The sequence below is a fragment of the Dethiosulfatarculus sandiegensis genome, from assembly GCF_000931935.2.
In the GTDB taxonomy this organism is placed as follows: Bacteria; Desulfobacterota; Desulfarculia; order Desulfarculales; family Desulfarculaceae; genus Dethiosulfatarculus; species Dethiosulfatarculus sandiegensis.
The window spans coordinates 1-26,401 of sequence record NZ_AZAC01000037.1 but is presented as its reverse complement, the minus strand read 5'-3'; the positions used below and the strand labels follow the sequence as shown (position 1 = coordinate 26,401).

Below are 26,401 nucleotides of genomic sequence, written 5' to 3'. Positions count from 1 at the left end.
AAAAACGTTCTTATAACAATACCTTGATTTTAAACAAACTCCTCTGGTTTATTATTAAAAAACCCCGCAGGCAGAGAAGCCATTAATCCTTCTATTGCATCCGGTTTGATTCCCAAAGAGGACAACTTGGCGTAAATATCATCATGAGCCATCCTCTCTATTTCCAGGCCGGGAGCGTATCGACTCATAAGAAGATCAGCCAGATTCACCAGTTGAACCAGTTCCGGCTGCAAGTTTGCCTCATGGGGTGCGTGATGTTTCTCTATCACTTCACAAATATTCTCCGGAAGCCCCCACCTGACAGCCAGCCAATACCCCACCGTCGCATGATCCTGACCAAATATCTTTTGCTCCACCTCCATAAGGGTGTGTCCCAGATCATGGGTGGCCCTTAGAAGAAAGTTCCTTGTCTTTTCGGCATGCTGATCCAGAGCCACTTTCCCCAGATCGTGCATCAAACCCGCGGTGTAGGCCACATCTCGAGGGACCAGGGCTGTTTTTTCGGCCAAAGCGGCGGCTAAAATGCCTGTTCCGAGCGAATGCCTGAAGAGACCGCCTTTTGCCAGGGAATACCCATCACGGACGCGGGAAAAGGAATCCTCCACTCCGGCTGCCAATAAAAGCCGAACGATATTTTGCTCACCTAAAACAGCCAAGGCTCGATCAAGGGAATCCACTTTAAACCTCAGGCCGAAAAAGCTGGAATTACACTGCCTGAGCACCTTGGCGGCCAAAACCTGATCTTCAGAAAGCATTTCAGCCAATTTGCTGAAATGGTAGTCACCATGGTTTATCATGATAACCAAGTCAAAAATAATGTCTTTTATGGGCCTTATATTGGCAAAGGTAAGTTCCATCTTATCAGGTGTAAGAAAAACTTCCTTCAAAGGGACACGACGGCTCTTTATATCCAACGATCTGATATTGCAGCTAAAGTCGTGCCCCCTTAACTCCATTTTGCATGAATAATGCTCTTGTGTTTCAAAATCGGCCTTTATGGAATGAGCCCTGAGAAAACGCTCCACCTCCAGGCGCACCCTGTTTCCCAGATCCAAATGCGCTAAATTATCCGGGGTCAACGATCCCCCCCCGGCAACCCAGGCGGTCAAATTTTCCGGTTTTGCGCCCAACTCACAGATTGCCTTATAAAGAAGCGGCAACCCCGTCTCGGCATATTTGGCGGGCTGGCTCCTGTCGGCGGATTCCAAGGGCTTTGGCAAAAGCAAATTGATCATACCGCCGACTTTATTGAGGCGGTCTGCCAGGCAAACGCCGACACTGGCCCCTAAAAAGGCTTCCAAGGTGGCTTTTTCATCTTTGATTACCTTGTAGCCACCGGGTTCAACCACCTCGTAATTTATGACTTGCTCCATTTGACAAAACCCGACCTTAAATTGTTTTATTTCAGGTCAGCTCTGCAAGATCCTTTTGAAGATCCGCAACCAAGTCCTTTAACCCATCAAACAGTTCCACCGAGCCTTCCAGCTGTTCCTTTCGCCCCATCTGCTCCAGATTCAAAGCCGCCTGAAAAGTCTCATCCATCTCGAAGTTACCCACAATCCCCTTTAAGGCGTGTGCGCTCTCAGCCAACAGAGCCGCATCCTGTTTTTGCACAGCCTTTTCAATCTCCTTGAGGTGAATCTCCGACTCCTCCTGAAAAATCTCAATCAGCATGCCAAGGCTATCACCGAATTTTTCTTGCAAATGTTCGGCGTTTACCATTTTTTCATCTCCCCCCAAGTCCACTTCCGGCTCTTGGGAAACAGGTGGTTGGTTTATATCAGAATAATTCTTATTTAATATGTCGGTAATAGCTTTCATTATATCTTCGGGTCGGACCGGTTTGGGAACATAACCGTTCATACCCGCTTCCAGGCACCTTTTCCGATCACCTTTCATGGCGTGGGCCGTCATGGCTACAACCGGCACCGTGTGATCCAGCACCTTGCTTTGGGGGTCGCGAATCGCTCTGGTGGCGGTAAAACCATCCATTACGGGCATCTGCACGTCCATAAAGACCAAATCGTATTCCTTTTCGGCCAGCGCATCCAGGGCCTCTTGACCGTTTGCGCAGATATCCGCCCCATACCCCAGTCGATTTAACAAGGCCAAAGCGACCTTTTGATTGGTCTTGTTGTCCTCCACCACCAAGATACGCAAGCCCCTTTTTTTGTTTTCCGCAAGGGTGTGCCTGGTGACAAGGTCTATCTCACCAGGCTGCGCCCCCTCTCTCGGGGCGCGCCCCATCAGGGTGGCCAAACATTCATGAAGCTGAGATCTTTTCACGGGCTTGGTCAGGTAGGCTTCAAAACCGATTTCCTTCAACAAGGCGGCATCCCCTCTGCGGGCCAGAGAGGTGACCATAGCCAAACGGATGTCCTTCAGTAAGGGGTCGGACTTGATCTGCCTGCCCAATTCCTCCCCATCCATACCGGGCATATTCATATCCAAAAGAGCCAGGGTGAAAGGGGCTCCCTGGTTATGTGCCTCGCGCAGCATTTTCAGGGCAGTTCGGCCCTGATTCGCCTCACTGCATTCCATACCCCAGGCCGAGAGATAGGAATTAAGCACCATGCGGTTGACTTTATTATCATCAACCACCAGCACCTTGACACCTAAGAGGTCTCTGTCGTCCGGACCGGCCCAGGAATCTGTTTTTTCGGCCTGCTTTTTTAACCTGGCCGTGAACCAAAAATTTGAGCCTTCTCCCGGTTTGCTCTTAACCCCAATGCTGCCATGCATCATCTCCACCAGTTTTTTGGATATGGCCAGGCCAAGGCCCGTACCTCCGTATTGCCTGGTGGTGGAAGCGTCCGCCTGGGTAAAGGCCTCAAAAAGCAATTCCTGGTGCGATTCCTCAATGCCTATTCCAGTGTCCCTCACCTCAAAAAAAAGGGTTGCCGATTCGGAATCTTCTTCCTTGACATTGACCTCAAGAACGATCTCGCCTTTTTGGGTGAACTTAATGGCGTTGCCCAACAGATTGACCAAGACCTGCCTTAGCCTGCCGGGATCTCCTTTTAGAAGTGAAGGTATGGAGGGGTCAATGTAGCCGGCATATTCCAATCCCTTTTCCTGGACCCGTATCCCTACGGAGTCGTTTATATCGTCCAAGGCGGTGCGCAGGTCGAAATCAATCTCCTCCATCTCGATCTTGCCTGCCTCAATTTTGGAAAAGTCCAGGATATCGTTGATGATAACCAAAAGGGCGTCCGCACTTCGGGTTATGGTATTGGCATAATCCCTTTGTTCTTCAGTGAGTTCAGTGGTCAACAGCAGGCTGGCCATGCTCACGACCCCATTCATGGGGGTGCGAATTTCATGACTCATGTTGGCCAAAAACTCGCTTTTGGCCGCATTGGCGAGTTCCGCCTCAAGCGCCATCTGATTTGCCCTGGCTATGGCCTCTTCCAGTTGCAGGTTACTTTCCTCGGCCTGCTGATGGGCCAAGGCCGCATCCTCGGCTATGTTCAAGGCAATCAAACGGTTTTCTTCCAAATTGGCAACCTTTTCGGCCACCATACGCTCCAGGCCCTGATTGCGCTTCCAGACACTTAGGTCGGCAGACTTGAAAAGCTGAACCAAATCTTCAGCCACCATCTCCAAGTCCCCCATTACATCACCAGGGCAGGCCCTGATCTCCGGCAGCCCAAACCCACTGCCCAAAAAGGCCAGTTTACCGGCCAACTCGGAAAGCCGTTCTTCCAGGGATCGGGCATCGACCCATTTGCTTTTCAACAAGGCCCCGGCCTCGAGGCTTTCCTGGCTTTCCAATTGATCCGTAGTTTCAATAAAGGGTTCCTCGGGCAACTGCGCCGACCCACCTGCCGGGGAAAAGCCGATCGAGGCGGCCAGATTATTCAACCTGGCATTTAGAACATCCTTGATTACTTTTTGGTGATCAGCCTCCGAGCCTGCTTGCCCCAAGTGTTTGGCCTGGGCCAAGATCCATCTGGCCTGCTGATCTGAAAGCACCGGAGAAAATTTCACATGGCCGTTAGCATCGAGCCTCTCACCCAACCCGTTATCGAAAACGCCTTTTAAAAGGTTTGTGAGCAATCCTGAATTAATGTCAGTGAGATACTCAGGCCGTGACAACTCCAGGGCCAATTTTTCCAAATCATCCGGTGCAGCCTTGCGAAGTTGATATAAAGCTTCAAGTACTGCTTTAACAACAGCCTCATGGGTGCCCGGCCTTTTTGAAATAAAATCTTTTCTGAAGCCCAAGCCGTCTGCAGGGTGATTCGGCCAGATCTCACTGGAGAGCAGAAAAATAAAACCGAATTCTCCGGTGGCCGCTTGGGCATAGGGTTCCGGGGCGAATATGCCGTCCACCCAGCCCTCTTTAAGGTACAAGGGCATATGCCTGGGTGAAACTTCCAGAATGCTTACGTCAACTAAAGGATCCAGTTTATTTTTAGCTAAAAAGGAGCAAAGCAGGAGATGGGCCACTGAATATTTGTGAGAGACGGCAAAGGATAAGCCCTTCATTTGCTTTGCGTTTTTCAAATCCTTGTGTCTTCGGGCCAACACCAGGGCAAAACTGTTTAAATTGAGCATCACAGAAAGAGAGACTTTGGTTTTTCTTCTCTCAAGCCCCAGGCCAAGGGCAGTTGAGGCCGGAATCACCCCACCATCCAGGTAGTTGTAACTCATGAGGTTTTTAATGGCCCTGGGCTCCGTCACCTTATGCAACTTTATGAAAGCCCCGTACTTTTCAAACAATCCATTCATCTGCGCCCAGACCAGGGGGGCAACCGAAATCAGGGGTGCAAAGGCTAATTCCAGCGACTTGGTTTGCAGGCCTTTTTGGGTGACAGCGCCAAGGTTGAAAGCGGATTCAAAAGGCTGGTCCGCCCTTTGACCTAATTTGGGTGTTTTTTCTTTCTGTTTTTCCTTTGCCTGCTCTTCTTCTGCAAACTCAGGGGAGCGTCCCAACTCCCCCAACAGCTCATTCACCCGCCTTTTTAACTTCATCACCCTTTTTTCACGGCCGGTCATGACCCTGTTGAAGCGTTCGACTTCGGCTATGGAATCGGTAAGTTTTTGAGTTGTCTTTTCAGCATGCTCCTTGGCCAGACGAAGTTCGTCTTCCACTCTTCTGGAGTCTGTAATGTCAAGACCCGCACAGACCACAAAATCCACCTTGCCGTCGGCATCTATATGCGGGGTTTTGGACACCTCAAGCAGCCTGGCCTGCCCCTTGTGATCCACCACCCACTCCTCTGAGTAACCCGTCTCCCGACCGGAAAAGGCCTTTTGATTACCCTGGATGCACACGGCAAACGAATCGGATATCAGGCAATCCTGAATATGCTGGTTTTCCAGTTCCTCTTTTGCTTTTCCCAGGAAGGCGGCTCTGGTTTGGTTGACAAACCCGCAGGTTTCAGGGTCTGTCATGCACCAGATCTGAATGGGCAGGGTATCGAGCAAGGTAAACTGCTCTTGTAGTTGTCTGAACTTAATAATCTTTTTTTTCTCATTCTTTTTTTTACGGCTGTTTAGGAAGCTTTTATCCCTTTTGCGGTTCTCGGCCCAAAAAACACCTGAACCGAAAAGGAAAATTAGGGAAAATAAATAGATGAGGCCGGTAAATTCGGTCAACTGGTTTTCTATGGAAGGCAAAGCCGCTCGGGCCGCATGAGCAGGACAGGACGATATACCGATAAATACAAGAGAGAAAAGTATTCCACGATCAAATGTATCAAGGCGACTGTTCAATCTAACCTTCCCATGGCGGATGCCGGTGAGAGCGATTTAAAATGCGCCGCTTCGCGGGCTCTCGCAATTTCAAGGCAGCAAAGTGTTGGCAAAAGGCGGTCCGACACTTTGCAAAACCTGATTCGGCAAATCAGGCAGATTCCGCCAATAAGTCAATTCTTCAAATCCGCTTAAAGGCCTGCAAAGAACAAACCGATATAAAAAAGGCAGCATTCTCATTTATATTGCTCTTATCCTCTTTTAAAACGACCGGATCCATATTCAATAAAAACCAAGTATAACCGACAGGCCTTACAGCCACCCCCCAATCAGCGGCATTCTTGCCGCATCTCGGGGTGCAGCTTTAGAAACCATATAGCCGCAAGCCGGGTTTTGCCAAAGTGGATACTTAAAAAACAGCCCTTTTTTAAATAATAAGGCAAGAATAAAGAGACCTCAAAGGGCAAAGGAAATTTATCGGATAATCAGTTTGCCGTTTGGAGCAATATTTTTGCATTTGTAAAAAGTACTTATCATTTTTATGAGTTCGCGTCATCGTGGGCCCAGACCTGGCCACCCCCATATAACCATAAAGATTACAGAGCTATACTTAAAATATGAAAAGCCACGATACGCCGTATAAAAAGACGGGAAAAGCGGCCCGTCAGAGCAAATCCAACAATCTAACTATTTTCCGAAAACATCAACCGGTGTTTTTAAACGGTGTGATAAAGAGGAGTTTCTCACGCCTGTCGAAGGTTTATTTAAGTACACCGCGGGTACGATAGGGTAACTTTGCAAAAACCTCGGAAAGATTTCCGGAACAGCCCAGATGTGAACGGCGCGCACTGCGGCCTTTTGCAGACAGGATTTTAGGCCTTATGGTAGGGTGAATTGGCCAATATGCTGTAGGCCCGATAGAGTTGTTCCAAGGTGACAAGTGCGGCCAGCTCATGGGGAAGGGTTGCCGCCCCCAGACTCACCTTTTTATTGGCCCGCTCAAGAATCTGCCGATCCAGGCCAAGAGCGCCGCCAATAACCAAAACCAGGCGCCTGGGACCCGACAACCTGGCCTTGTCCAGATGACGGGCCCATTCTTCGCTGCTCCAGGCAGAGCCCTGGCGATCCAGGGCCCATACATGGTCCCTGGGGTCCAGTCTGGCCAAAAGATTAGCAGCTTCACCAGCCATGACCTCCTGGTCGCTGATGCCCTTTCCTGCCCTGACCGCCTTGACCTGGACCAGCTCACAGCCGCCGCTTTTTTTAAGGCGTTTCTGAAATTCAGCCAGGCCCAAGGCCACATATTCGGCCTTGGGCTTGCCCACTGTAAGCAAACAGTTTTTCATGATCAATCTTTAGGCATTAAAAACTTGGCAGTGGCCTGGGCCAGATATTTGTCGGAACCGGCCAGGCTCACCGTAGCCATGGTCTTGACCATCCTGCCTCTGGTTTCGTCGATCCAGCCTTTTACCAGAAGCCGGGTCTCGAGGGGGACCGGTGCACTGTAGCGGGTCTCCATGGAAGCCGTCACCCCGGGGCCTTTGAAATGCAAAACCGCATGGGCCATAACCTCGTCCAGCAAGGTGGAAACCACCCCGCCATGGGCGATTCCGCTCCAGCCCTGGAAACGCGTCGGCAATTCTATCCGGCACAGCACCTGGTCTTCGGTATATTCCACCTGCATGCCAAGACCGGCGGGATTATTTTTACCGCAGGCAAAACAATATCCATCGTCCAGCAGGGCGTTTTTGCCGCTCTGATCCATCAGCGCACCTTAAGGCCAAGCTCTTTGGCTATCAGTTCGGCTGTTTTGCTGACAAAAGCCTTGAACTCCTCGCCTTCCAGGGGATTCCCCGGTGCGGGTAAACGGACCAGACCCGAAGGAACTGCTTCCCTGGGATAATTCTGTAATTCCTTTTCAGGGGTGACGCCCATCTCTGCCGGGAAGTTATCCTCAAAGTACATTTGCTGGAACCCAATGAACTTGAGGTGATGGGCCGTGGCATCAAGCACCGCGGTGTGTTCCTTGCCGACTATGCCTTTGGCCATGGCGGCCTTTAGCCCGGCCAGAGACTCACCACCCTGGGTGCAGGCAATGTGACCGTGTCTGTTGGCCTGAATCATGCTGTCCATTATGGCCTGTTCGTTCACCTGAACCACATGAAAGTTGCCCGCCCCGGCCGTTTTTTCGTAACGCCGGGCCAATTCCACCACCCTGGGCATTGAGACCGGATTTCCGATCATGGCGGCCTGGGCAACTGAAGGTTTGACAGTCATCGGCTGCCACTCGCGCTTTTCGGGGTCCGGCTCGGAATAATATTGGAACACAGGGTCCGCATGATGGCTCTGCACGCCCAGGATCATGGGCAGCGAGTCTATGATCTCGAGCTCATACATCTTCATGAAGCCACGCATAATAGCAGAGATATTGCCCGCGTTGCCAATGGGGACCACTATCACTGTGCCCTTGAGGTCGTAGTCCAGCTCCTGGGCCACTTCAAAGGCATAGGATTCCTGGCCCAAGATGCGCCAGGGATTCTTGGAGTTTAAAAGTGCGACCTGGAAATTCTCCGCCAGGTGCTCCACAACCTTCATGCAATCGTCAAAAACACCCGGCACTTCAAAGACTTGAGCGCCAGAGCCAAGAGGCTGGGCCAACTGCTGGGGTGTGACCTTGCCCTTGGGCAAAAGAACACTGGAAGCGACATTCGGAGACAAATAAGAGGCATAAAGAGCGGCTGCGGCCGAGGTGTCGCCGGTTGAGGCGCAGACACTTAAGATCTTGCCCGCGCCTTTATACTTGATCAGGTAATTGATATAGGCCATGGCCGCGGCCATGCCCCTGTCCTTAAAGGAGGCGCTGGGGTTCTGGCCGTCGTTTTTATAATAGAACCTGGCGCCGACCTGGGATTGAAGCAGACCGGAAGCCTCCACCATGGGGGTGGACCCCTCGCCCAGGTAAATAACGCAGTCAGCGGGAATCACCGGGGCCACCAGTTCATGGAACCGGAATATGCCTTTCAAGGCCGGGATATTCAAGGTTTTGCGAAGGTCGAAAATCCTCTGCCACCTCTTGCCGCTTTTTTTCTTAAGCTCTGAAAACTCGTTGTTTTCTATCAGTAAAACCTGTCCACATTCCGGACAGGTATACAAAAGTTGATCAATGGGATGCTCTTTTTGGCAACCAAGGCAACGATAGACCAGCCCCTTTTGGGGCTCTGGCAGCAGATCACTTTGATCCTGAGCTGAAAAATCCTCTAATTTCATTACAAGCCTCCATATGAAGAAGCGTACTATATATTGCTAAGAGAAAAGTGTCAAAAACGAGGCTGCCGAGTATTCAGGTGCACCCCATCTATGGGAAAACAAAAAACCGATCAATCATTTTTGACCTGGAATTTTCTACCAATTTAAAAAAAACAGGCCAAAAAAATATTATTTATGAACCGGTTTTTCTATTATTGGCGAATTTTTCCAGCCAGGCCAGGGTGTGGGCCGTGGCCTGCCTTTGATCCTCCGGTTTTGAAAGCTGGTGATCCGCTCCGGTTAAAATCAAAAAAGCCCTGGGGTCGGGAGCGCACTCATAGCCCGATTCAGTCTGGTCAACCGGCACCACTTCATCCAGCTGACCGTGGATAAAGAGCAATCCGGGCAATTTCTTGATAATTCCCTTTAAATCATGTTTGGGAATATCTTCGACCATCAGGGGTAGATCCGGCGGGGGGTCCTGTTTTGAAATCTTTTCCATCAGGGCCTTCATATCCGTGGGAGCGGACCAGGCTATGGTGCATACGGGCGGCCTTATGGCCGAAGCAGCAATGACGGCAGCGCCGCCAAGTGAGGATCCCATATAGGCCAAAGGCAGCTCAGGCTCCAGATCTGAGAGGGCCTTGGCTGCGCTCAACACTTCATCCCGCCTTTGGGTGAGAGTGACCAACCTTTCCTCGCCAGGCGAATCCCCACAGCCTGAATGATCAAATTGAAGCGTTAAAAAACCGAAATCAGCACAAGCCCGGCACAAATTTGTAAGTTTCCTGCTGGCCATGGAAGACTTAAGCCCGTGGGAAACGACTACTGCTATTTGTGGTTTCTTCGAAGGCCGGTGGAGACGTGCGGCCAGGCTCAGGCTGTCATGGGCGATCTCAAAAGACTCTATCTTATGAGCCATGTGCTTTTATATCCGATAATAGATTATACTGGTAAACAAAAGCGTCCTCTGAAGGGAGGAACCCAAAAAGGAAAACTTACAGCTAATGGATTGGATCGTGAGACAATTCTTCATTGTTTTGGCTTGTTGAACCTTTTTTCAAGGCAGCCTCTTCATGCGCCCTGACCAGATAACCAATGATCAGAAGGCTGGAATGAAAGCGCTTGGGATCCATATCCCCCAAGGTTAACTGGCCGCCGAACTTGTTGAAGACATCTATTATCTCGGAATCCATTTCCGCTTCAATCATTTTAGTGACAAACTCACCCGAGTCTTGCCCCAATTTGGTAAAAAATTCTGCGGCCAAGTCTTTTTTTGTCATAGCAGATCTCTCCATAATTAGGGGCGAAACCCTTAAAACATACCTTTCATCAATTATGGCTGCAAGTGAGTCAAAAACCAATCAAAAGGAGCTCCAGATGCAGGCAGAAAGACAATGGTTTCACGAAACAAGGGCAAAAGCAGTGATCCAGGCCCTTAAGGGCAACCGTATAAACGGATATTTTGTTCAAAACCGTGTTAATGCAGTTGAGCAGGTGCTTCAACTGATACCAAACCAAAGCCTCATTGCCATGGGCGGATCCATGACCCTGTTCGAAACCGGTATTTATGATGCCATCAAAAAAGGAAATTACAACCTTATTGACCGATTTGAGAAGGGGATTTCTCAAGATGAAGCCCTAACCCGCCTAAAAACGGGACTTACGGCCGATATTTTTCTGGCCGGGGTCAATGCAGTTACCGAACAGGGCGAACTGGTTTTTGTGGATGCCTCCTGCACCAGGGTGGCTCCTATTTTATTTGGCCCTCAAAAGGTGATACTGGTCTCCGGCTGCAACAAAATCGTACCCAACCTGGCCTATGCCCAGGAGCGAATCCGCCATTTTGTGGCGCCGGCCAATGCCAGGCGGCTTGGGCGCAAAACACCTTGCGCCAAGACCGGTAAATGTGAGGACTGTTCCAGTCCCGATCGCATCTGCAACGCAACAGTGGTCATTCACAAACAGGCATTTGAACAGAGGCTACACCTGGTGTTGGTGGGGGAAACCCTGGGACTTTAAAAAAGGAGCCGGCCCGTTAACCGGCTTTTTTCAGTTTATACCTGTTAACGGGCCGGGTTGTGCCTTGGGTATGCAAAGCCCGAGCTGATGACCTGTCCCAAAAAAAACGAGCCGCTTCCTAAACCGGCTTCCCACTTTTTATTTAAAAACCTGTCGGCTCAGCAAATCATTTATCGACCGATGCTACATACAAAAACAAGCCTTTTAAAAAAACGGGAAAAATGAAATCACCAACCCGGCAAATGCTTCCTTGTTAAAGTCAAAGGCAGTTTTTTCCACCCAGGGGAAGAAAAGGCGCATGTGAAACGTAACTATTTGCAATAACAATAAAAACCATATTCAATTTTAAACAACCAAACGCTTGGCACGTTACTTGCTTATCAGTTCAGCAAGCTGTTTAACGGGTATTGATCCTTACCCGATCAAACGGCTGCTCTGGACGCAGGGACGCGTCTTTCCCCTTGCAGGTCGCCAAGGAAGGTGACACCCGGTGTCCCCCCGCCCCGCGGATCTGGCGGCGGGGGGATTCACCCCACCACCTGCCTTGTCATTTTTTAAAAATCCTGCCCCAAGACCTTTTCTAAAAACTTCCCGGACTATTTTGGTTTTGAAGCGGTTGCCTGCATGCCATAAGTGGTGTAGCATCAGGGACAAATTGGAGAGCCACGTGGCAACAAAGCGATACAGCAAGTTCAAGAAAACAAACCGCCCCACCAGACGCGGAACCCAGCAAAAAAGGGCCATGGGAAAATCCGGCCAGGATCAGGGCAGGAAATCCGTATTCGCGCCCAGGGTCCATCCCAAGCTGGAGCCGATTCTCCAGGAAGTGGGCTCGCCGGAGATTACGCCCTTTGTGGCGGACCCTTTTCAAACTGAAGCGGTTGAAAAGCTTGCCTTCAGCGATGTGGTGGTAAGCGCCCCCACCGGAAGCGGCAAAACCTGGATCGCCGAACAGGCCATACGGATAGCCTTGGAAAAGGGTCAACGGGCCTGGTACGCCAGCCCGCTCAAGGCCCTGTCCAACGCCAAATATGCCGAGTTCGGTGAAATATTCGGCCCGGAGAATGTAGGCATACTCACAGGTGATCGTAAAGAAAACCCTTCCGCACAGCTGATTGTGGGTACAACCGAGATTCTGCGCAACCAGCTCTACGACTCCATGCACCGGGGACTGGACTTGAATGCCGGGCTGGTGGTTTTAGACGAGGCCCATTATCTGGGAGACTCGGAAAGGGGCGTGGTCTGGGAAGAGGTCATTATTTACCTGCCGGTAAGAGTGAGGCTTCTCCTTCTCTCCGCCACCGTTGAAAACGCGGATCAGATAGCCCGCTGGCTCAACTTTGTACGCGACGAAAAAAGCACAACCGTTATTTCAGACCAGAGGCCCGTACCTCTCTATCCCCTGTTTTTGTTCCCTGACGGAGAAATAAGCCCCCTGACCAACAAAAAAGGCCTGTTCTCCAAAGTAAAACGGTTTTTGGAACAGGACAGGCCCCGCAGACAGGGGCCGCTGCATCATCTGCCACCTGTGAGCCAGGTGCTGAACGCCCTTAATCAGTCTAATCTTCTACCGGCTATTTTCTTCCTCAAATCCCGTGCGGATTGCGACGCCGCCCTGGGTATGGCCGCCGAGGCCAGCCTCAGGATAGAACCCAGCGCCAGGGAAGAGTTGGGGCGTTATCTGGAAGAGTTCATAGAGGCTTATCCATTTTTAAAGGATCATCCCGGCCTGCATGCTTTGCGCAGACTACACGTAGCCGCCCACCATGCGGGACACCTGCCCCATTGGAAACTTTTAGTGGAGAAGTTGATGCAAAAAGGCCTGTTAAAGGCCATTTTCAGCACATCCACAGTGGCGGCGGGAGTAAATTTTCCGGCCCGTACGGTGGTGGTCACCCAAAGCGACCGCTTTAACGGCCGGGAGTTTGTAAACTTAAAGGCCACCGACCTTTTGCAGATGACCGGCCGAGCCGGGCGCAGGGGCATGGACAAGGTGGGTTTCTGTCTCACCGTACCCGGCCCCTTTAATGAAATAGGTCTTTTGGCCTATTTGCTGCACTCCACCCCCGAGCCCATTGAAAGCCAGTTGAGCATCAACTTTTCCATGGTGCTCAACCTTTTGCTCTCCCACCGCCCGGCCGAGGTGAAGCAGCTTCTGGGTCAGAGCCTGGCCACTTATCAACGCCTGGAAAGCACCCAGAAGCATCCCAAATCTGCCGGAGGCCTGCAACACGCCCTGAAAAAAGTGGGGAAAAGCCTGACCGGCTCCCTGTGCCCCGGAGCCGAAGAAGCCGTGATCAGAAGACGCAGGCGCAGGCAGCTGGAAGAAATAAAACGCCGCCTCACCGGCTATATGAACCGCAGATCCGAGCTGGGCAAGCTTTGGGCCTCTTTGCACAGGGGCCGGGTCTTTATGGATATGTACGGCTCTTTAAACGCCGTACTGAGAAGAGAAGACACGGGAAACCAACCTGGAATGCTGGCTGTAAGCCTGGAGCCGGAGAGGCGTCTGCACAAGGGGCATCCCAGATTGGAATTCTTCCCCCTGGACCAAGTCGCCGGTGTTTACAGGGAGGTTCTCCACCTGCCCCGGGCAGGCGGAGGCAGGGTTCTTTCCCAGGCGGTTTTAGACCAGACCCCCAGGAGGCCAAAGGAGTTGACTGCCAAAGAGCAGGACACCCTGGCCAGGGAAAGAGACGCAAGCGACGAAAAACGCATAAAAGAGGCGGAAGCAGAGCTGAAAACCCTTATCTGCTCCCACTGTCCCGCGGAAAAGAAATGCCGACAAAAGGACAGTGACCTGGCCAAGGCGCTGGATCACGCGGAAGGCCTTTTGGTTCGCATGCAGGAAGAAAGCCATACATTTTGGTATGACTTTGTCAGGTATCTGGAATTCCTGCGCACGGAAGGATATGTTGATGATCAGGGGCAGCTTACCGAAGACGGCCTTTGGGCCAGCAAGCTGCGTCTGGACCAGCCCATGATAATCGCCGAAGCCATCCGCCAAAAGGCCCTGCCGGAGAACGACCCGGTGCTATTAGCGGGCTTGGTGGCGCTTTTTGTGGATGACAGGGAAAGGGAAACCGACTCCCCCTACCTGAGCCACAGACTGCAAAAGGCCATGAACCGGCTTAAAAACGCCATCACTCCCTTGATGGACCGGCTCAGGCAGTGGGGCTTCAGCACGGCTGTAATGCCGCCCACAGCCGGGGCCGCGGTCTTTGCCTGGGGCCTTTCGGCTGAATTCAACGAAGCGGTTCTCATTTATGGAGGCGCGGAGGGAGACCTGGCCCAGTTGATCTACCGCACGGCAGACAACCTGCGCCAGCTGACCAGCCTGCATGAAACCCACCCCGCACTGGCGGCCAGTGCCAGGGAGGGAGTGGAGCTGCTGTTGAGGCCGCCGGTGGTGGTGCCCACCTGAACCCCGCCCTGCCCTAATCCGGAGCGATATCCTGCTGAGCCAACCAGGTTTGAAGGGCCAGCAGGATTTTCCTTTCAATGGGCTCAAGCACCGGCGCGTCTTGGGCCTTCTCCAGTTCCCGGGCCAGGTCGGCCGCCTTTACATTAACCCGGCTTTGCAGGGGATCGGCCAAGCGGTTTATTCCCCGGTTCACCGCTTGAGCCAGAATGGTATATTTTTCTTCCCCCAAAAGCGCCAGCCTAAGCCCCAGGGGAGAGGCCTTGGCTATCAGCCTGCGATTTACGGCCTGATACAGGGCATGGGCCAAATCCGGACCGGCTTTTCTGGTTTTTCGTGCAATATCAGCATCATCTAAGCCCTGAGGCTTTTGCAAAACCATCATGGCCCCGGCCCGGCTCATCTTGACCCCATCAAGGTAAAGAGCTTTTCTGGAGTAGGCCAGAGAAGCGGCCCAAGGATATTTTTGTGAGGCTTTCTCCAGATTGGCCAGGCCATAGGCCCGCGACTGCCCCAGATCACCGGCGGTTCTGTTGAAAAAAACCTGCCAGGACTGAACCTGATTATATAGCCCCCTTAAAAAGCCGTTCACCTGCTCGCTGTCTTTGGGGAAATTGTTTCGCACCAGTTCAACAGGGTCAAAGGCTTGGGGCGCTTCACTGAAATACCTTTTACGATCAAATCCCGAAGGCGGCTTTCCTGAAGGAATCTTACCGTAAATATCCAACAAAAAACCGATTACCACCTTGTTATTTACTTGGGAAACAGCCTGCTCAAAGGTTTTGGCATAGATAAAATCCACCTTGCTAAAGGCCCAGGCTGCATTTTTTTTAAAGTTTTCCAGCTCAAACCCGGAATCATCCACAAAACAAATCAAGGGTTTCATGGTCAGGTCACCCCCTTTGAAAAGAGGATATTAATCCCAATCTGATAATAACATTTTTGAATTTTTCTTTTTTGCCTGAAATCTTTCTTCGCTAATCAAAAAAACACGCCCCCAAAAACAAGACAAGTTTTTTGCCTTTCCAAGGGCCCTGAAAACGGGCAAACAATTATAAACCAAATACTTGGGAGTTTTTATTAAATCCTTATCCTTCTGCTTAACCCATATTCTAACATGTCTAATGTACAAGTCCCTTGCTTGACATTTCAATAAAACGACACTAACTGTATCTTATTAGGCATATATTAAGATGCGCCGAAACAAACCCGCCTTTCAGGACATTAAATAAAGCTGCGGGTAACGATATTCAGGGAGAGGCTATGGCTTTATTTGGTGAACCACAGGGCTTTCATTACGAAGGGCAATGCATCAGACCGCCCAGCGAGGCCAACAGCATTCTTATTCAGGCCACCTTGGGTTGTTCTCACAACAAGTGCGCTTTTTGCGGAACCTACAAAGACAAACGTTTTACCATCAAAGACAGATCCATTCTGGAACAGGACCTGAAATTCGCCTCAACTCATTGCCAAAGACAAAATCGGGTCTTTATCATGGACGGTGACGCCATGATAATGCCAATGAAGCACTGGGAATGGCTGTTAACCGAGATCAGCGAAAAGCTGCCCTGGGTCACCCGGGTGGGCGCCTATGCCAATGCAAAAAGTGTAGCCCTTAAAAGCGATGAGGATCTGGCCAGGCTAAGGGAGCTGGGGCTCAAGATCATTTATTACGGGGTTGAATCCGGCCATGCCCAGGTGCTTAAGGATATCAATAAGGGTTCCACTCCGGAAAAACTGATAACCCAAGGCAGGCGTTTAAAAAACGCAGGCATGAAACTTTCGGTAACCGTGCTTTTGGGCGTGGGCGGAGTCGAATTGAGCCAGGAGCACGCCAAGGCGACCGGAGAACTTTTAAGCGCCATGGACCCTGACTTTATCGGCGCTCTCACCCTTATGCTCCTGCCGAACACCCCCATGGGTGAATTGGCCTCCCAAGGCAAATTTCATTTGCCCGATGCCTGGGGAATGCTTAAGGAACTCAGAGAGATGATAGCCCACACAGACCTGACCGGCGGATTATTCTACGCCAACCATGCCAGCAATTATCTGCCGGTCAAGGCCAGGCTGCCCAAGGATAAGGACCAGGTGGTGGCCCTTTTGGATCAGGCCATGCAAAACCGGGTTGACCTGAAACCCGAATGGATGCGCGCCCTGTAGGCACGTTGACAAACAAAAAAGCGGTTCCTCCCGACTTGGAGGAACCGCTTTTTTATATGCTTTTTAAAGCGCCCTGTCCGGCCTTTTTCGCCCACCCTGTTTTAAACGCGACAACCTGGTTTTACCGTAAACGGGGAGGCTCTTTTTCAATCACCTCCGGAACTATGGCCCGGATGGTTCAGCTCGACTTGGATTCCAGGTATTTTTCCAACAGTTTTTTAATATCTTCGGCCGAGACTTCCACCACCTGCCAATAACCTTTTTGTTCATGCCTGCGCATGCCCATGCGCAGGCGGTCCGGACTGTTGGGATCGTTCATCTCAACCAAAGCCACCTCGCCGTTCATGGTGACGCTTGCCGCGGCCAGGATAGTCCAGGAAGAAGGGATATTCTCCCTGTCCGGATCCGCCACCGCCCTTATGATGCGGTCCTTGGCAATATCCACAATCGGCGCCCTGAAAGCGGTCAACAGACCGCCGATGGCCTCTTTGGTCTCATCGCTGAGCCTTCCTTTGGGCACAAACTGATCAACCAGGTTGTTTTCCTGGGAGACAATGACCTTTTCCACATCAACATAAGCCAGGAAAAGACCGGCGTTACGGTCATGCACTGCCTTGCCAATTTGATAAAGGGAATAATAGGGGCTTTTAATGAAGACCCAGCTTCCCCCGAACGCGGCGGCGCATAGCGCCACAAACAGAATAACCAACCAAGTTCGGCGCACGTGAACTCCTATTTAATTTCCGAAGATGCCTCCTTGGGCTTGGGCATGCCGTCTTTTTTGAACAGCACTTCACCCACCACGCGATCGGCCACGTCGGCGGCGTCCAAAAGAGCTTCGACCTTTTCTATCATCTCCATGCGCAGCTCTTCACCGGCATATTCAAAGGCGTCCGCCCAGTCTCCGGATTCCAAATATTCCTGAAAGCGTATTATTTCTTTTGTAGTAAGCATGAAGGGAGTATAGGCACAGCCGGGGCGGGTGTCAATGTTTTGAGTTAAAGGCCGAAATACTCACCGGAAGGCCAAACAGCTTTGCCTTGTCCAGTCCCAGTTTCCGCCTCAAATTGCCGCGGTTCGCGGCCAGCTCCAGGTAACCTGCCGAATTAAAAAGCGCTATTATGCCTCCGGGAGAGGTGTCGCTGTAACTTTTTGAGATCCCCCTTAAAACCAGACCGGCCATGGAAACCAGGGCTGTTCTGCCCTTGAGAAAGACTTGAACCGTATCCTGGTCCAGATTGCTTGTGAGGTTTCCAAAACTGTCCTGGGACAAAATACATCCCGTAAGCCTTGCATCTTTTTGGCTTGGCCTGGGCCACTCAAGCATCACAGGGTCTGTCACGACTGGCCCCAGGTCTTTAAAATCGGCGCCTCCGGCCAAGTGTGCCGCCACGGGGGCAAAAATATCCCGGCCGTGGAAGGTGTTTGAAACCTCTTCCCTGAAAAAAACACTGTTCTCCAAAAGCCGGACCTCGCACTTGGGATCCCTGCTGAACGCAGCCGTGAAAAGGCCGTTATCCGGCCCCACGAAATACATATCAAGCGCCTTTGCGCAGATTGGCCTGCGGGCTGATCCCACCCCCGGATCAATCACCGCCAGGTGCACGGTTCCCCGGGCAAAAACCTTCAGGGCCTGTTCCAAAACCAGGGCCCCGGCCCTTACATCCTGGGGAGGCACCTTGTGGGTGAGGTCCACGATTCTGGCCTCCGGGGTCAGCCCCCAGATGACGCCCTTCATCAGTCCGGCGAAAGGGCCGTCCCCAAAATCAGTTGTCATGGTTATTAATGGTAAGCCCACCTGCTGGAAAACTCCTTGCGGGGAAATCCCATTGGTCTTTAAAACCGGGCCCTGATCTCTCTAAGGGTTACACTCCATACTGTGACCTGAGGCTACAAACTCAAGCGTAACTCTGCTGGTTATTTTACGCCAAACAGAGAAATACTCCAGGCACAGACCGCTCCCAGGGCGAAACCGTATGTAAACGGTTTCGCTTTAATAAAATATTCTGCTTTTTAAAAATCTCTTTTAGGGAGCGGGGGCCGCCTTAATATCTCGAAACGGCGTATGAATTCAGCCGCCCCCCCTCCGGCCGGTTCAGAACTCGATCATGATGGGGACCCCCATCTCGCTAAAGGCAAATTTATTCAGAACCGAAGCTCCGTTGTAATCCACAACCCTGAAATCATCTTTGCTCAAAAGTTGAGCCACCCTTTCAAACTGCTCCTGGTAGCGTTCCTTGACCAGGTCAATCGGGATCTCCATCAGGATCATCCGGTTTATGTCATTAGCCTTTAAACGAGCTGCCAGATCCGGATGAGTGGCTGATTTAAAAGTGGAGACTACTAAAATAGTAACCGCACCCCCAAAGACAACGTAGCAACGCATCCCTTGCTCCCTTGGCGGCGGCCAACATGCCTTCCCGAATCAGGATGATCGGGGTTTTGGAAGAACCTGCCCTCCCCGCCTTGTTTTTTGTGGGCTTTAGATAAGCCTGGCCAAGGCTCAAGACCAAATTGACCAGTGGGCAAAAATGAAGCCTTGATCCCTTCCCAATTAAACCAGGCCATATATGACCATAAACAACAGGTGTTTAATGTGTCAAGACAAGGCAAAGCAAAACCATGGGGTTTTAGCATTTAAATTTAAAAGGAATTTTACGCAGAAGCAGAAAAGTAAAATCCGGCTGCTAAAAACTATATGAATTAGTATGATTTATCCAAAGACCAGACCTGAAAAACCGGCGGGGCATTTCAGGCCCGCCGGTTTTAGATCAACTCAAAGGAAACTTTTTTATCAGTCTGAGGATTTTTCCGCCTTGGGCTTGGTCTCGGTCTTGGAGGCCTTTTCACCCTTGGAATCGCCGCTTGCGTTGGTGGATGAATTTTTGCCCTTATAGTCGGTCACATACCAGCCGCTGCCTTTCAGGTGAAAAGCGTTTAAGCTCATAACCTTGTGCATGTGGCCGCCGCAATGGGGACACTTCTCCAGGGGGTCGTCAGAAAACTTCTGCAGCGCCTCTGTGACTTCATTACATTCTTCACACTGATACTCGTAGATGGGCATGGTTAGCCTCCTAAGTACATTAATCTATTGAAGCTGGCCGCCTCTACAGGGCGTAGCCGTGTTCTTGATAAAGGTCAATGACCTGATCCATCTTAGGCATCTTCAATTTACCCAGCATCTCGGAAGTAAGGGAATGAACCCTTTTCTCCTCTGTTTCCCTTTGGCCCTCAAAGGCATCAAACAAATGCTGGAACTGATAAAAACGCACAACATGCACCAGCTCATGGGTCAGGACGTAGATCAGAAGCGGCAAAAAAATGCCCTTGGCTTCCTGTCTTTCAACCAGGTTCAGAAGGTTGTGATCCTGCAGGCAGATACGGTAAAAATCCCGTGCTCTCAGCCTTCTCTGGTGGGCAGGCTGGCGTAGCCTCACTACCTGGGCCAAGGCCCTGTCGGTAACCTCCCTGGGCGAAAGATCCGCCAAGGTGCGTAATTCGAATCGGTAGTTGGCCCAAGCTGAGCCTGACAAGCGATAAAAATCGCAGACACTTTCCTCAGCCACAAAAAGGGCGTCACTCACCAGGTTTAAATGCCCTTCTGTGAAGCAGCCTGCATTTGCCACAGAACTACCTCCTAATCCTTCACTGTCAAGCGAAAATATAAATCTCCCTTGGCCGGAGGGCAAGCCCTTTGAGGAAGATTTTTATTTTTTTCCCTTTTGAATCCAGTTGTTAATATCACGACATACTTCGGCGGACAAGCTATAATCACCCTATTACATATCACTTAAGGTTAAAATACCCGGCCCACAAGCAAAGTCTGGATAATACCCACGGGGTGGAAGGAACCGGAGGATTGACGATTCGGCCTCAATCAGAGCCCGAGACCGAAACAACCTGGCGATCTCAAGTGAACTTCTCATCCTCTGGCAGGGCTCAAGCGCCGGATCGATAAAGCCGCTTTTGGGGCAAGTTTTTTGAAAACCTGTTTTGCGCGGCCATCCCCCTTGGGATCATGACAACACAAAATATTTAATTTCAAATACTTATAAAACGCCTTCACCTTAATACCCTTAGTTGACAAGCTCTTGGCATACCGTCAGAATGAAGAGCTAACTCGGGAGGAAGGCTGTTATGCTGAGCAACAACAAATCTCACTTCATTTCTGTAGAAAAATACTTTACATTCATCCTCTTTTCCTGCGCTGTCCTATGCCTTTCAGGACTATTCCCCCTGACGGCCCAGGCCCAACCCCAGGATCTGCTCAACCCGGGCATATACCAATGGGAAGACTTTTCTTATTGCGAAGTCAAGAAGCAGGACAACGGCTCATTTTACCTCCTTTTGCGTCAGGGAACCCCGGAGGCCCCCACTCCCAAAGGTTTTGCCTTTTACGGCCGCCTGGTCCCGGATGCCGACCAGACCCGCTACAGCGTTTCCTGGCAAGCCTTGCCTTCATCCTGCTGCCCGGGCAGGGGCAGAGCCGAGATCGAGTTGGTTGAACAGGATAAACTAAGCTTCGTCTCCCTGGCCCCCAGTTCGGACCGCCCGGCTTGGTCCGTTAAAAGCGGGGCTGTATTTGTTCGTACAGGAGACCTTAAGGAAACTTCACTTTTAAAATATCTGGCCGGCTCATGGAATGTTTCCTGGTGGTATACGGATCTTTTGCCCGGCAACACCCCGGCAGACCCGGGGAGTCAGAAAATTTCTTTCCAGGTGGCAGACGAAAAGGCCACCGGGGTTTGGCCCGGCACTGCCAATCCCATAAGCCTCACCCCTTCGGAAAAGGGAATCGCCCTGGCCTACAAAGATGGAAAAAACGGCTATGAACTTACGGCCTCGCTTTTGCCCGAGGCCGGTGGTTTGAGCCTGAACGGTTCTTTTTACTCCACCCTGGGCAGGGGGCGCATGGTTCTGGTCCGAAACGGCCTGCCGGCAAACCCGCCGGGCAACAGAGGAGAAATAGTCGGCGGATTAAGCGGAACCTGGGTCGACCCCAGAACCGGCAATGACTTTTTCCGGCTTAAAGGCACCATCAAGGGATTTGATTTCACAGCCTATGGCGGCAGCAGAAATAATCCCCGTTACCTCACCAAGGGACGGGCCCGGCCCGACGAGGCAGACACCTTTCAGGCCTTTGCCAAGGATGTAAAGGGCCACTGCTGCGGCAACCAGGGCCGAATGATCTTCAAGCTCCTCACCCCCACCCGCATGGAGGTGAAGGCGGTCTGGTGGCCCCAGGGAACGCCGGATCCCCAGACAGAACCGGGATCTCCCTATATCATTGAGAAGATCTCCGCCTCCACGGAAAAAGCCACGGTGGCAACCAGCACCCGGGGACGCTGGCCTGTGGTGACCCCGCGCAGGCCCGGCCTTTTGCCTCAGGACCAAGGCGCGGTAAAGGCGATATTCTCCTACTCTCCCCAAGGTGCGGCCAAGGATCACACCATATTCTCCCAGGGCGGCTACCTGCGCGATTTTGATTTCTTTATCGATACTAAAGACAAACTCGCGGCCAGGATTGCCTGCCAAGACCAGGAACTGACACTCCGTTCGCAAACCAGGGTAACGCCTGAAAAAGAGCACCAGGCCTGGCTGGTTTACCAGGTGGGAAAATCGGCCTCCCTTTACCTGGACGGCAAAAAAGTGGCGGAAAAGCCCATGCCAACTCCCTGGCTGGGTTCCAACTCGCCCTATATCATGGGAGCCAGTCGCTGGCCCCAAAGGAGCTTTGACGGCAAAATCACCTCTGTTAGCCTCTGGCCCACTTTCCAGGATCCCCTCCTGGCCATGGAACCGGCATTGACTATAGATGCACCCCAGGCGGATGAAACAGGCCAGGGCGGCAATCCGCCGGAAAAAGCACCGGAGACAGTGCAGCTTGTGCGGTTCTGGAACCCCACCCGCCTGATTCACGCCTATGCGGTTAATGAACAGGAGATAACGGCTTTGCAAAATGAAGGTTTTGTAAAGACCGGCCCGGTGGGCCGCATCCTGACCTCCCCCCATAAAGACGCCACCGGGCTTTGGGCGTTTACCCATCGCTCCCAAGGCTACACCATCCTGCTCACAGGAGATGAAGCCCCGGCCACACCCAAGGACTGCGACCGACTCGGCAGGCTGGGTTATGTCTGGACCCAGGCAGCACCCGAAAACACCCAGTTATTTGGATTACAGGCATCGTTCAGCGAACCGGTGCGCCGGATTAAGAGCGAAGACCTTTTTTACACAACCAGCCGAGAGAACGCAGCCGCCGCCAGAGAAGCGGGTTACGGCCCCAGAAAAGAAGTGGCCTTTGTGCTGCCGGAAAGGGAAACCCCCTACAAAAATCCCCTCCTATACGATTGGTCCGGGGCCTACCGGGGTGAAGGCTGGGGCAGGTTCTTTATAAGTCAAAAAGGCAACGAACTTTACATGTTCTGGTACTATGGAGGAATAAGCGGCCCCCACTACTTTGGCCGCTACACATTGGGTCCGGACAACCGCACGGCAGAAGGCATAGCCGTGGGCAGGCCCGGCTCCAAGGCCAGCTACTACAGGCACCGTCTGGTCTTTGATCTTGAATCTGAAAAAGGCCCCTCTATAAGACTCACGGCCTGGCGCATGGCCGCACCGCTGGATGACGGAAGGCTGGTGCTGTTAAATAAATCCAAGGCCAGCCAGACCCTGATGATAAAAACCAGCCAGAAGATACCGGCCCGGGAAGAGTCCATACTCGCCAGGCAATCAGCTCCTGGCGCAGTTTCTCCTGCAAAGGCCTATGAACAGGCAGTTCAAAAGGCGAGGCAAGAGAACAGACTGGAACATAGATGACAGATATCACCAAGCAAAAACAAGAACTCAGAGAAGAGCTGCAAGCCAGGTTCCAGGCCCTGTGGCCCCAGGGAACCCAACCGGCCAGGCCGCCTGTTTTCACGGCCCACGGCAAGGCCGCCGAACAGCTGAGGCGCACCAATCTTTACAGAATGTCAAAGGTGGTGGCCGCAATGCCGGATCCGGTTTTGTTGCAGGCCCGCATCAACCTTTTAAACGACAATAAGACCCTGGTGGCAGCCACTCCGGGTCTGAAAAAAGGGCTTTTGCGGGTAATGCCCTCTGAAGTTCCCTATGCCCAAAGAAACCGGCTTTTAACCGGCCATGCCATGTTTGAAGTTGGACAACATTTACGGTTTCCCGGAGCCAGGCCGGGCAAAATAGACCTGCTTTTGGGGCCTTGCCTGGCTGTGGACAAAAACGGCGGCGTGCTGGGAGACGGCAGGGGGCTACTGGATCTTACCGGCGCGATTTTGGGCTATTTAAAGGCCCTCGCACCTGAAGCCCCCCTGGTTGTCCTGGCCGATGATCAACAAGTCATAGACTCCATTCCCACCGAGGCATGGGACCTGCCCGCAGACCTGATCGTCACGCCGACCCAGGTGATCACCTGTAAAGCCAAACGCCCGGAACCGGCTTTTAAAAACCTGCCCAAAAACCTGGCCCGCCTTCCTTTGGTGCGGGGAGTTTTGGGAGAATATGATTTCTAACTAAAAGCCGGGTAATTCGAATTTAAGAAGCGCGCAGCCTTTTAAAGGCCTGCGCGCTTTCCTGTTTGCTGATAAAGCCCGCCTTGGGGGTTTGCCTGAGGACTCGAATTATTCGCCACAGGGAAGTCCAGCAATTCGGCGGACCGTCATTCGGTCCCCTGAAAAATCGAAGATTTATCAGGGGTGGCTCATCCAGGGTCCCCAAAAAACCGAAGGTTTTTAGGGGTGTTCATCCGGGGTCCCCAAAAAACCGAAGGTTTTTAGGGGTGATCTCATGGCCCGCCTTTTAAACCTGTCTAGTCTCTGGTGATCTGCACCCGGCGCGAATTGTAATTATCCCACGGTTGACTAGAAGAATCAGAGTGCAATAATAAATCATTGCATCATAAGGGAAGAAATCCCTTTTCCGTATTAAAAACAGCAGTGGGCTTGCAGGGCAGAACAAGCCGTTGCTACGCAAAATATTTGAAAGATAATTACCCTTTAGCTGTGAATTGCACTTACCTGAAAATATCGCCCGTTCTGTTTACCTGAACCGGAAGGGGATTTGATGCGAGTATTGTTAAATTCTGAATTCCTGCGTCGCCTGGCCCTGGTGGCGGGCCTGTTCTTATCGATCATGATGTACACCACCACGGTCAATAATTTTTTCATACTTGACAGCCCCGACTTTAAAAAAATGCAGCAGGTTGAGATTAAAAAGTCCGGGCAGCATGAAAAAATTCTCATCAAAAAATACCGCTCCTATGAAAAAGCATTCAAGGGCCAAGCCAACTATAAAGCCTATCTTGAAAAACAGCGCTCCCTGCTTGAATCCTATAAAAAGAGCCTGGAGGCTCAGCGCAGCCAGCCCCTGGACCAGTACATAGATGAAACCGTCAAGGGAAAGATCAAGGATATCTCCGGTCCCAAATGGGACTCACCAGTGCTGCAAATTGAGGACTACTTCCAGGGCCGGACGCCCGGCGAGTTTCAAAATTTTGCCGGGACAAACAGGCGTGCAGGAAAGCACCTGATTTTTTCAACTGAACAAGGGCCGTTTGCCGGGCTTGCCCACCAGGCAAAATCCACCTTATTTCTGAGCTATGACCGGGACAATAAAAAACATTATTTACGTTTAGTTAATCTGCCGCCTCGCCTGGCGGATAAATACGTGAAAGACTCTTTGCGGCATCCCTTTCGCGCCTATTTCTGGGCTCCTTTTGTACTGGGGCTGGCCTTGTATCTCTTCATAATCCCAAAGGTCAAAAGGCCCGAGGGCGCTCTGGGTCACCCCAGACTTTGGGGAGTTATGATTTCGGACTTCTTTGGGCTGCTTTTCTCCGGACTGTTTTTCCTGTTCGGCTTTTTACTGATGGTGTCAAACCATGTCAGCGTCCTGACTTTCTCGGGCATGGAAACCGGACCGAAAATCGGAGTGATCGTACTGTGGGTTATTGGTATTTTGTGTCTGTGGGGAACCATGTGGTTCGGAATCTCCTACCGCAATTTCTGGATCAGATTGCTCCCCCTGGGAATGGAAGAACACACCCAAAGCGGCACCCGCTTTTATGCCTATGCAGATATGAAGCAGGCCAATCTGCGCGTCAAGGATTACACTTGGATGGCCAAGCTGGCCCTGCTTTTGAGCGTATTCAGCGACTCCGGAACCACAGCCATGGCCATGAGCATGGACAAAAACAATACCGCGGCCAGGCTGGTCATTGAAATGAAAGACGATGGCTCCTGGTTGATCAAAAACCCGGCGCTTATAGGCGGAATCACCCTGGCCAAAGCCCTGCGGGAAAATGGCGTGCCCATGAATGATAAGCTGGCCCAAGCCTTAAAGGAGTTGGACCGGGAAGAAAAAGGATGACCAGGCGGGCTTTTGGCTACATCTGATTATTACTGAGCCTGGTGTGCGCCGGCCGGGCGGATTCCTCCTCCGCTTGGGCGTCAGCAAAACCGGCAGCCCCGGTTGCTTCGCCAAAAAGAAAGATTTCTCCTCTTAAAATAGAGCAGTCAGGCTGTTTATCAACAGCCCGACTGCGGGCCATGGATGGCCCGCCGAATTGCGAGTCTTTCTAAGATGAGTAATTCGAGCCAGTTGACAAAGTCCAGGAGGACTTTGTCGGCAAACTGAAGTTCTTTTCTTTGCTCTCGTATATTTATTTTGTTCCCGCTCCTTCTCATAACAACTTCGCTGTTACACAAAATTTTTAAAATTATTGTGATGTGCCCAGGGCCTTGGAGCATCTATTCCTGGCTATTTTGTCTTCCGGCTCACCGGGCCTGGGCTATAACGGGCCCCGTGTAAAGCCGGGTGGCTAGGTGTAGTTGCTAAATA

Annotated in this window: 20 protein-coding genes; 6 read left to right on the top strand and 14 right to left on the bottom strand. The window is 51.5% G+C overall.

Annotated elements, in window-relative coordinates; genetic code table 11:
• Positions 1-29: 29 nt before the first annotated feature.
• The 7 genes from X474_RS19465 to X474_RS19430 form a co-directional block, all read right to left on the bottom strand.
• On the bottom strand, positions 30-1,373 hold the full coding sequence (locus X474_RS19465) for an HDOD domain-containing protein (protein WP_044351299.1): 1,344 nt from the start codon (positions 1,371-1,373) through the stop codon (positions 30-32).
• Positions 1,374-1,404: 31 nt separating this feature from the next.
• Positions 1,405-5,433 carry a response regulator gene (locus X474_RS19460; protein ID WP_156360842.1) on the bottom strand — a complete coding sequence of 1,343 codons (4,029 nt, stop codon included), beginning with the start codon at positions 5,431-5,433 and terminating at the stop codon, positions 1,405-1,407.
• Between the two features lie 1,139 nt (positions 5,434-6,572).
• A complete protein-coding gene (locus X474_RS19450) occupies positions 6,573-7,046 on the bottom strand; it encodes a 23S rRNA (pseudouridine(1915)-N(3))-methyltransferase RlmH (RefSeq protein ID WP_044351296.1) in 474 nt (157 codons plus the stop codon).
• Between the two features lie 2 nt (positions 7,047-7,048).
• Complete coding sequence (locus X474_RS19445) at positions 7,049-7,465, bottom strand: PaaI family thioesterase (RefSeq protein ID WP_044351295.1); 417 nt, start codon at positions 7,463-7,465, stop codon at positions 7,049-7,051.
• Positions 7,465-8,967 carry a threonine synthase gene (gene thrC, locus X474_RS19440; protein ID WP_044351293.1) on the bottom strand — a complete coding sequence of 501 codons (1,503 nt, stop codon included), beginning with the start codon at positions 8,965-8,967 and terminating at the stop codon, positions 7,465-7,467. The genes X474_RS19445 and thrC overlap by 1 nt, the downstream gene beginning before the upstream one ends.
• 172 nt (positions 8,968-9,139) lie before the next feature.
• On the bottom strand, positions 9,140-9,868 hold the full coding sequence (locus tag X474_RS19435; protein WP_082464513.1) for an alpha/beta hydrolase: 729 nt from the start codon (positions 9,866-9,868) through the stop codon (positions 9,140-9,142).
• Between the two features lie 82 nt (positions 9,869-9,950).
• On the bottom strand, positions 9,951-10,229 hold the full coding sequence (locus tag X474_RS19430; RefSeq protein ID WP_044351291.1) for a hypothetical protein: 279 nt from the start codon (positions 10,227-10,229) through the stop codon (positions 9,951-9,953).
• A gap of 97 nt (positions 10,230-10,326) precedes the next feature.
• Between X474_RS19430 and X474_RS19425 the strand changes: the two genes are divergently transcribed.
• Both X474_RS19425 and X474_RS19420 read left to right on the top strand, forming a co-directional pair.
• Positions 10,327-10,968, top strand: coding sequence for a lactate utilization protein (locus tag X474_RS19425; protein ID WP_044351289.1), 642 nt, complete (start codon positions 10,327-10,329; stop codon positions 10,966-10,968).
• 667 nt (positions 10,969-11,635) lie between these two features.
• Entirely contained in the window at positions 11,636-14,392 is a 2,757-nt protein-coding gene (locus X474_RS19420; RefSeq protein WP_052515424.1) for a DEAD/DEAH box helicase, read from the top strand.
• A gap of 13 nt (positions 14,393-14,405) precedes the next feature.
• Here the strand turns inward: X474_RS19420 and X474_RS19415 are convergent, their stop codons facing one another.
• Positions 14,406-15,275: a hypothetical protein gene (locus tag X474_RS19415; protein WP_044351287.1), complete on the bottom strand. Its 870-nt coding sequence runs from the start codon at positions 15,273-15,275 to the stop codon at positions 14,406-14,408.
• Positions 15,276-15,652: 377 nt separating this feature from the next.
• On the opposite strand from X474_RS19415, the gene X474_RS19405 reads away from it, so the two are divergent.
• Entirely contained in the window at positions 15,653-16,549 is an 897-nt protein-coding gene (locus X474_RS19405; protein ID WP_044351284.1) for a radical SAM protein, read from the top strand.
• Positions 16,550-16,727: 178 nt separating this feature from the next.
• On the opposite strand, the gene X474_RS19400 is transcribed toward X474_RS19405, so the two are convergent.
• The 6 genes from X474_RS19400 to X474_RS19375 all read right to left on the bottom strand — a co-directional run bounded on the left by X474_RS19400 (position 16,728) and on the right by X474_RS19375 (position 20,175).
• A complete protein-coding gene (locus X474_RS19400) occupies positions 16,728-17,273 on the bottom strand; it encodes a DUF2939 domain-containing protein (protein ID WP_044351283.1) in 546 nt (181 codons plus the stop codon).
• A gap of 8 nt (positions 17,274-17,281) precedes the next feature.
• Positions 17,282-17,503 carry a hypothetical protein gene (locus tag X474_RS19395; protein ID WP_156360841.1) on the bottom strand — a complete coding sequence of 74 codons (222 nt, stop codon included), beginning with the start codon at positions 17,501-17,503 and terminating at the stop codon, positions 17,282-17,284.
• A 31-nt stretch (positions 17,504-17,534) separates the two neighbouring features.
• Positions 17,535-18,347: an SAM hydrolase/SAM-dependent halogenase family protein gene (locus tag X474_RS19390; protein ID WP_156360840.1), complete on the bottom strand. Its 813-nt coding sequence runs from the start codon at positions 18,345-18,347 to the stop codon at positions 17,535-17,537.
• A gap of 297 nt (positions 18,348-18,644) precedes the next feature.
• The gene (locus X474_RS19385; RefSeq protein WP_044351279.1) at positions 18,645-18,935 is read right to left on the bottom strand and encodes a hypothetical protein; all 291 of its coding nucleotides are present in this window, start codon (positions 18,933-18,935) and stop codon (positions 18,645-18,647) included.
• A 408-nt stretch (positions 18,936-19,343) separates the two neighbouring features.
• Positions 19,344-19,613, bottom strand: coding sequence for an FmdB family zinc ribbon protein (locus X474_RS19380; protein WP_044351278.1), 270 nt, complete (start codon positions 19,611-19,613; stop codon positions 19,344-19,346).
• Between the two features lie 43 nt (positions 19,614-19,656).
• Positions 19,657-20,175, bottom strand: coding sequence for a hypothetical protein (locus tag X474_RS19375; protein ID WP_052515423.1), 519 nt, complete (start codon positions 20,173-20,175; stop codon positions 19,657-19,659).
• Positions 20,176-20,686: 511 nt separating this feature from the next.
• Between X474_RS19375 and X474_RS19370 the strand changes: the two genes are divergently transcribed.
• The 3 genes from X474_RS19370 (at position 20,687) to X474_RS19360 (ending at position 25,930) form a co-directional block, all read left to right on the top strand.
• A complete protein-coding gene (locus X474_RS19370) occupies positions 20,687-23,365 on the top strand; it encodes a LamG-like jellyroll fold domain-containing protein (RefSeq protein ID WP_044351277.1) in 2,679 nt (892 codons plus the stop codon).
• Positions 23,362-24,075, top strand: coding sequence for a 5-formyltetrahydrofolate cyclo-ligase (locus tag X474_RS19365; protein ID WP_044351276.1), 714 nt, complete (start codon positions 23,362-23,364; stop codon positions 24,073-24,075). Before X474_RS19370 ends, X474_RS19365 begins: the two co-directional genes overlap by 4 nt.
• A gap of 550 nt (positions 24,076-24,625) precedes the next feature.
• On the top strand, positions 24,626-25,930 hold the full coding sequence (locus X474_RS19360; RefSeq protein ID WP_044351275.1) for a hypothetical protein: 1,305 nt from the start codon (positions 24,626-24,628) through the stop codon (positions 25,928-25,930).
• The last annotated feature ends 471 nt before the right edge of the window (positions 25,931-26,401 follow it).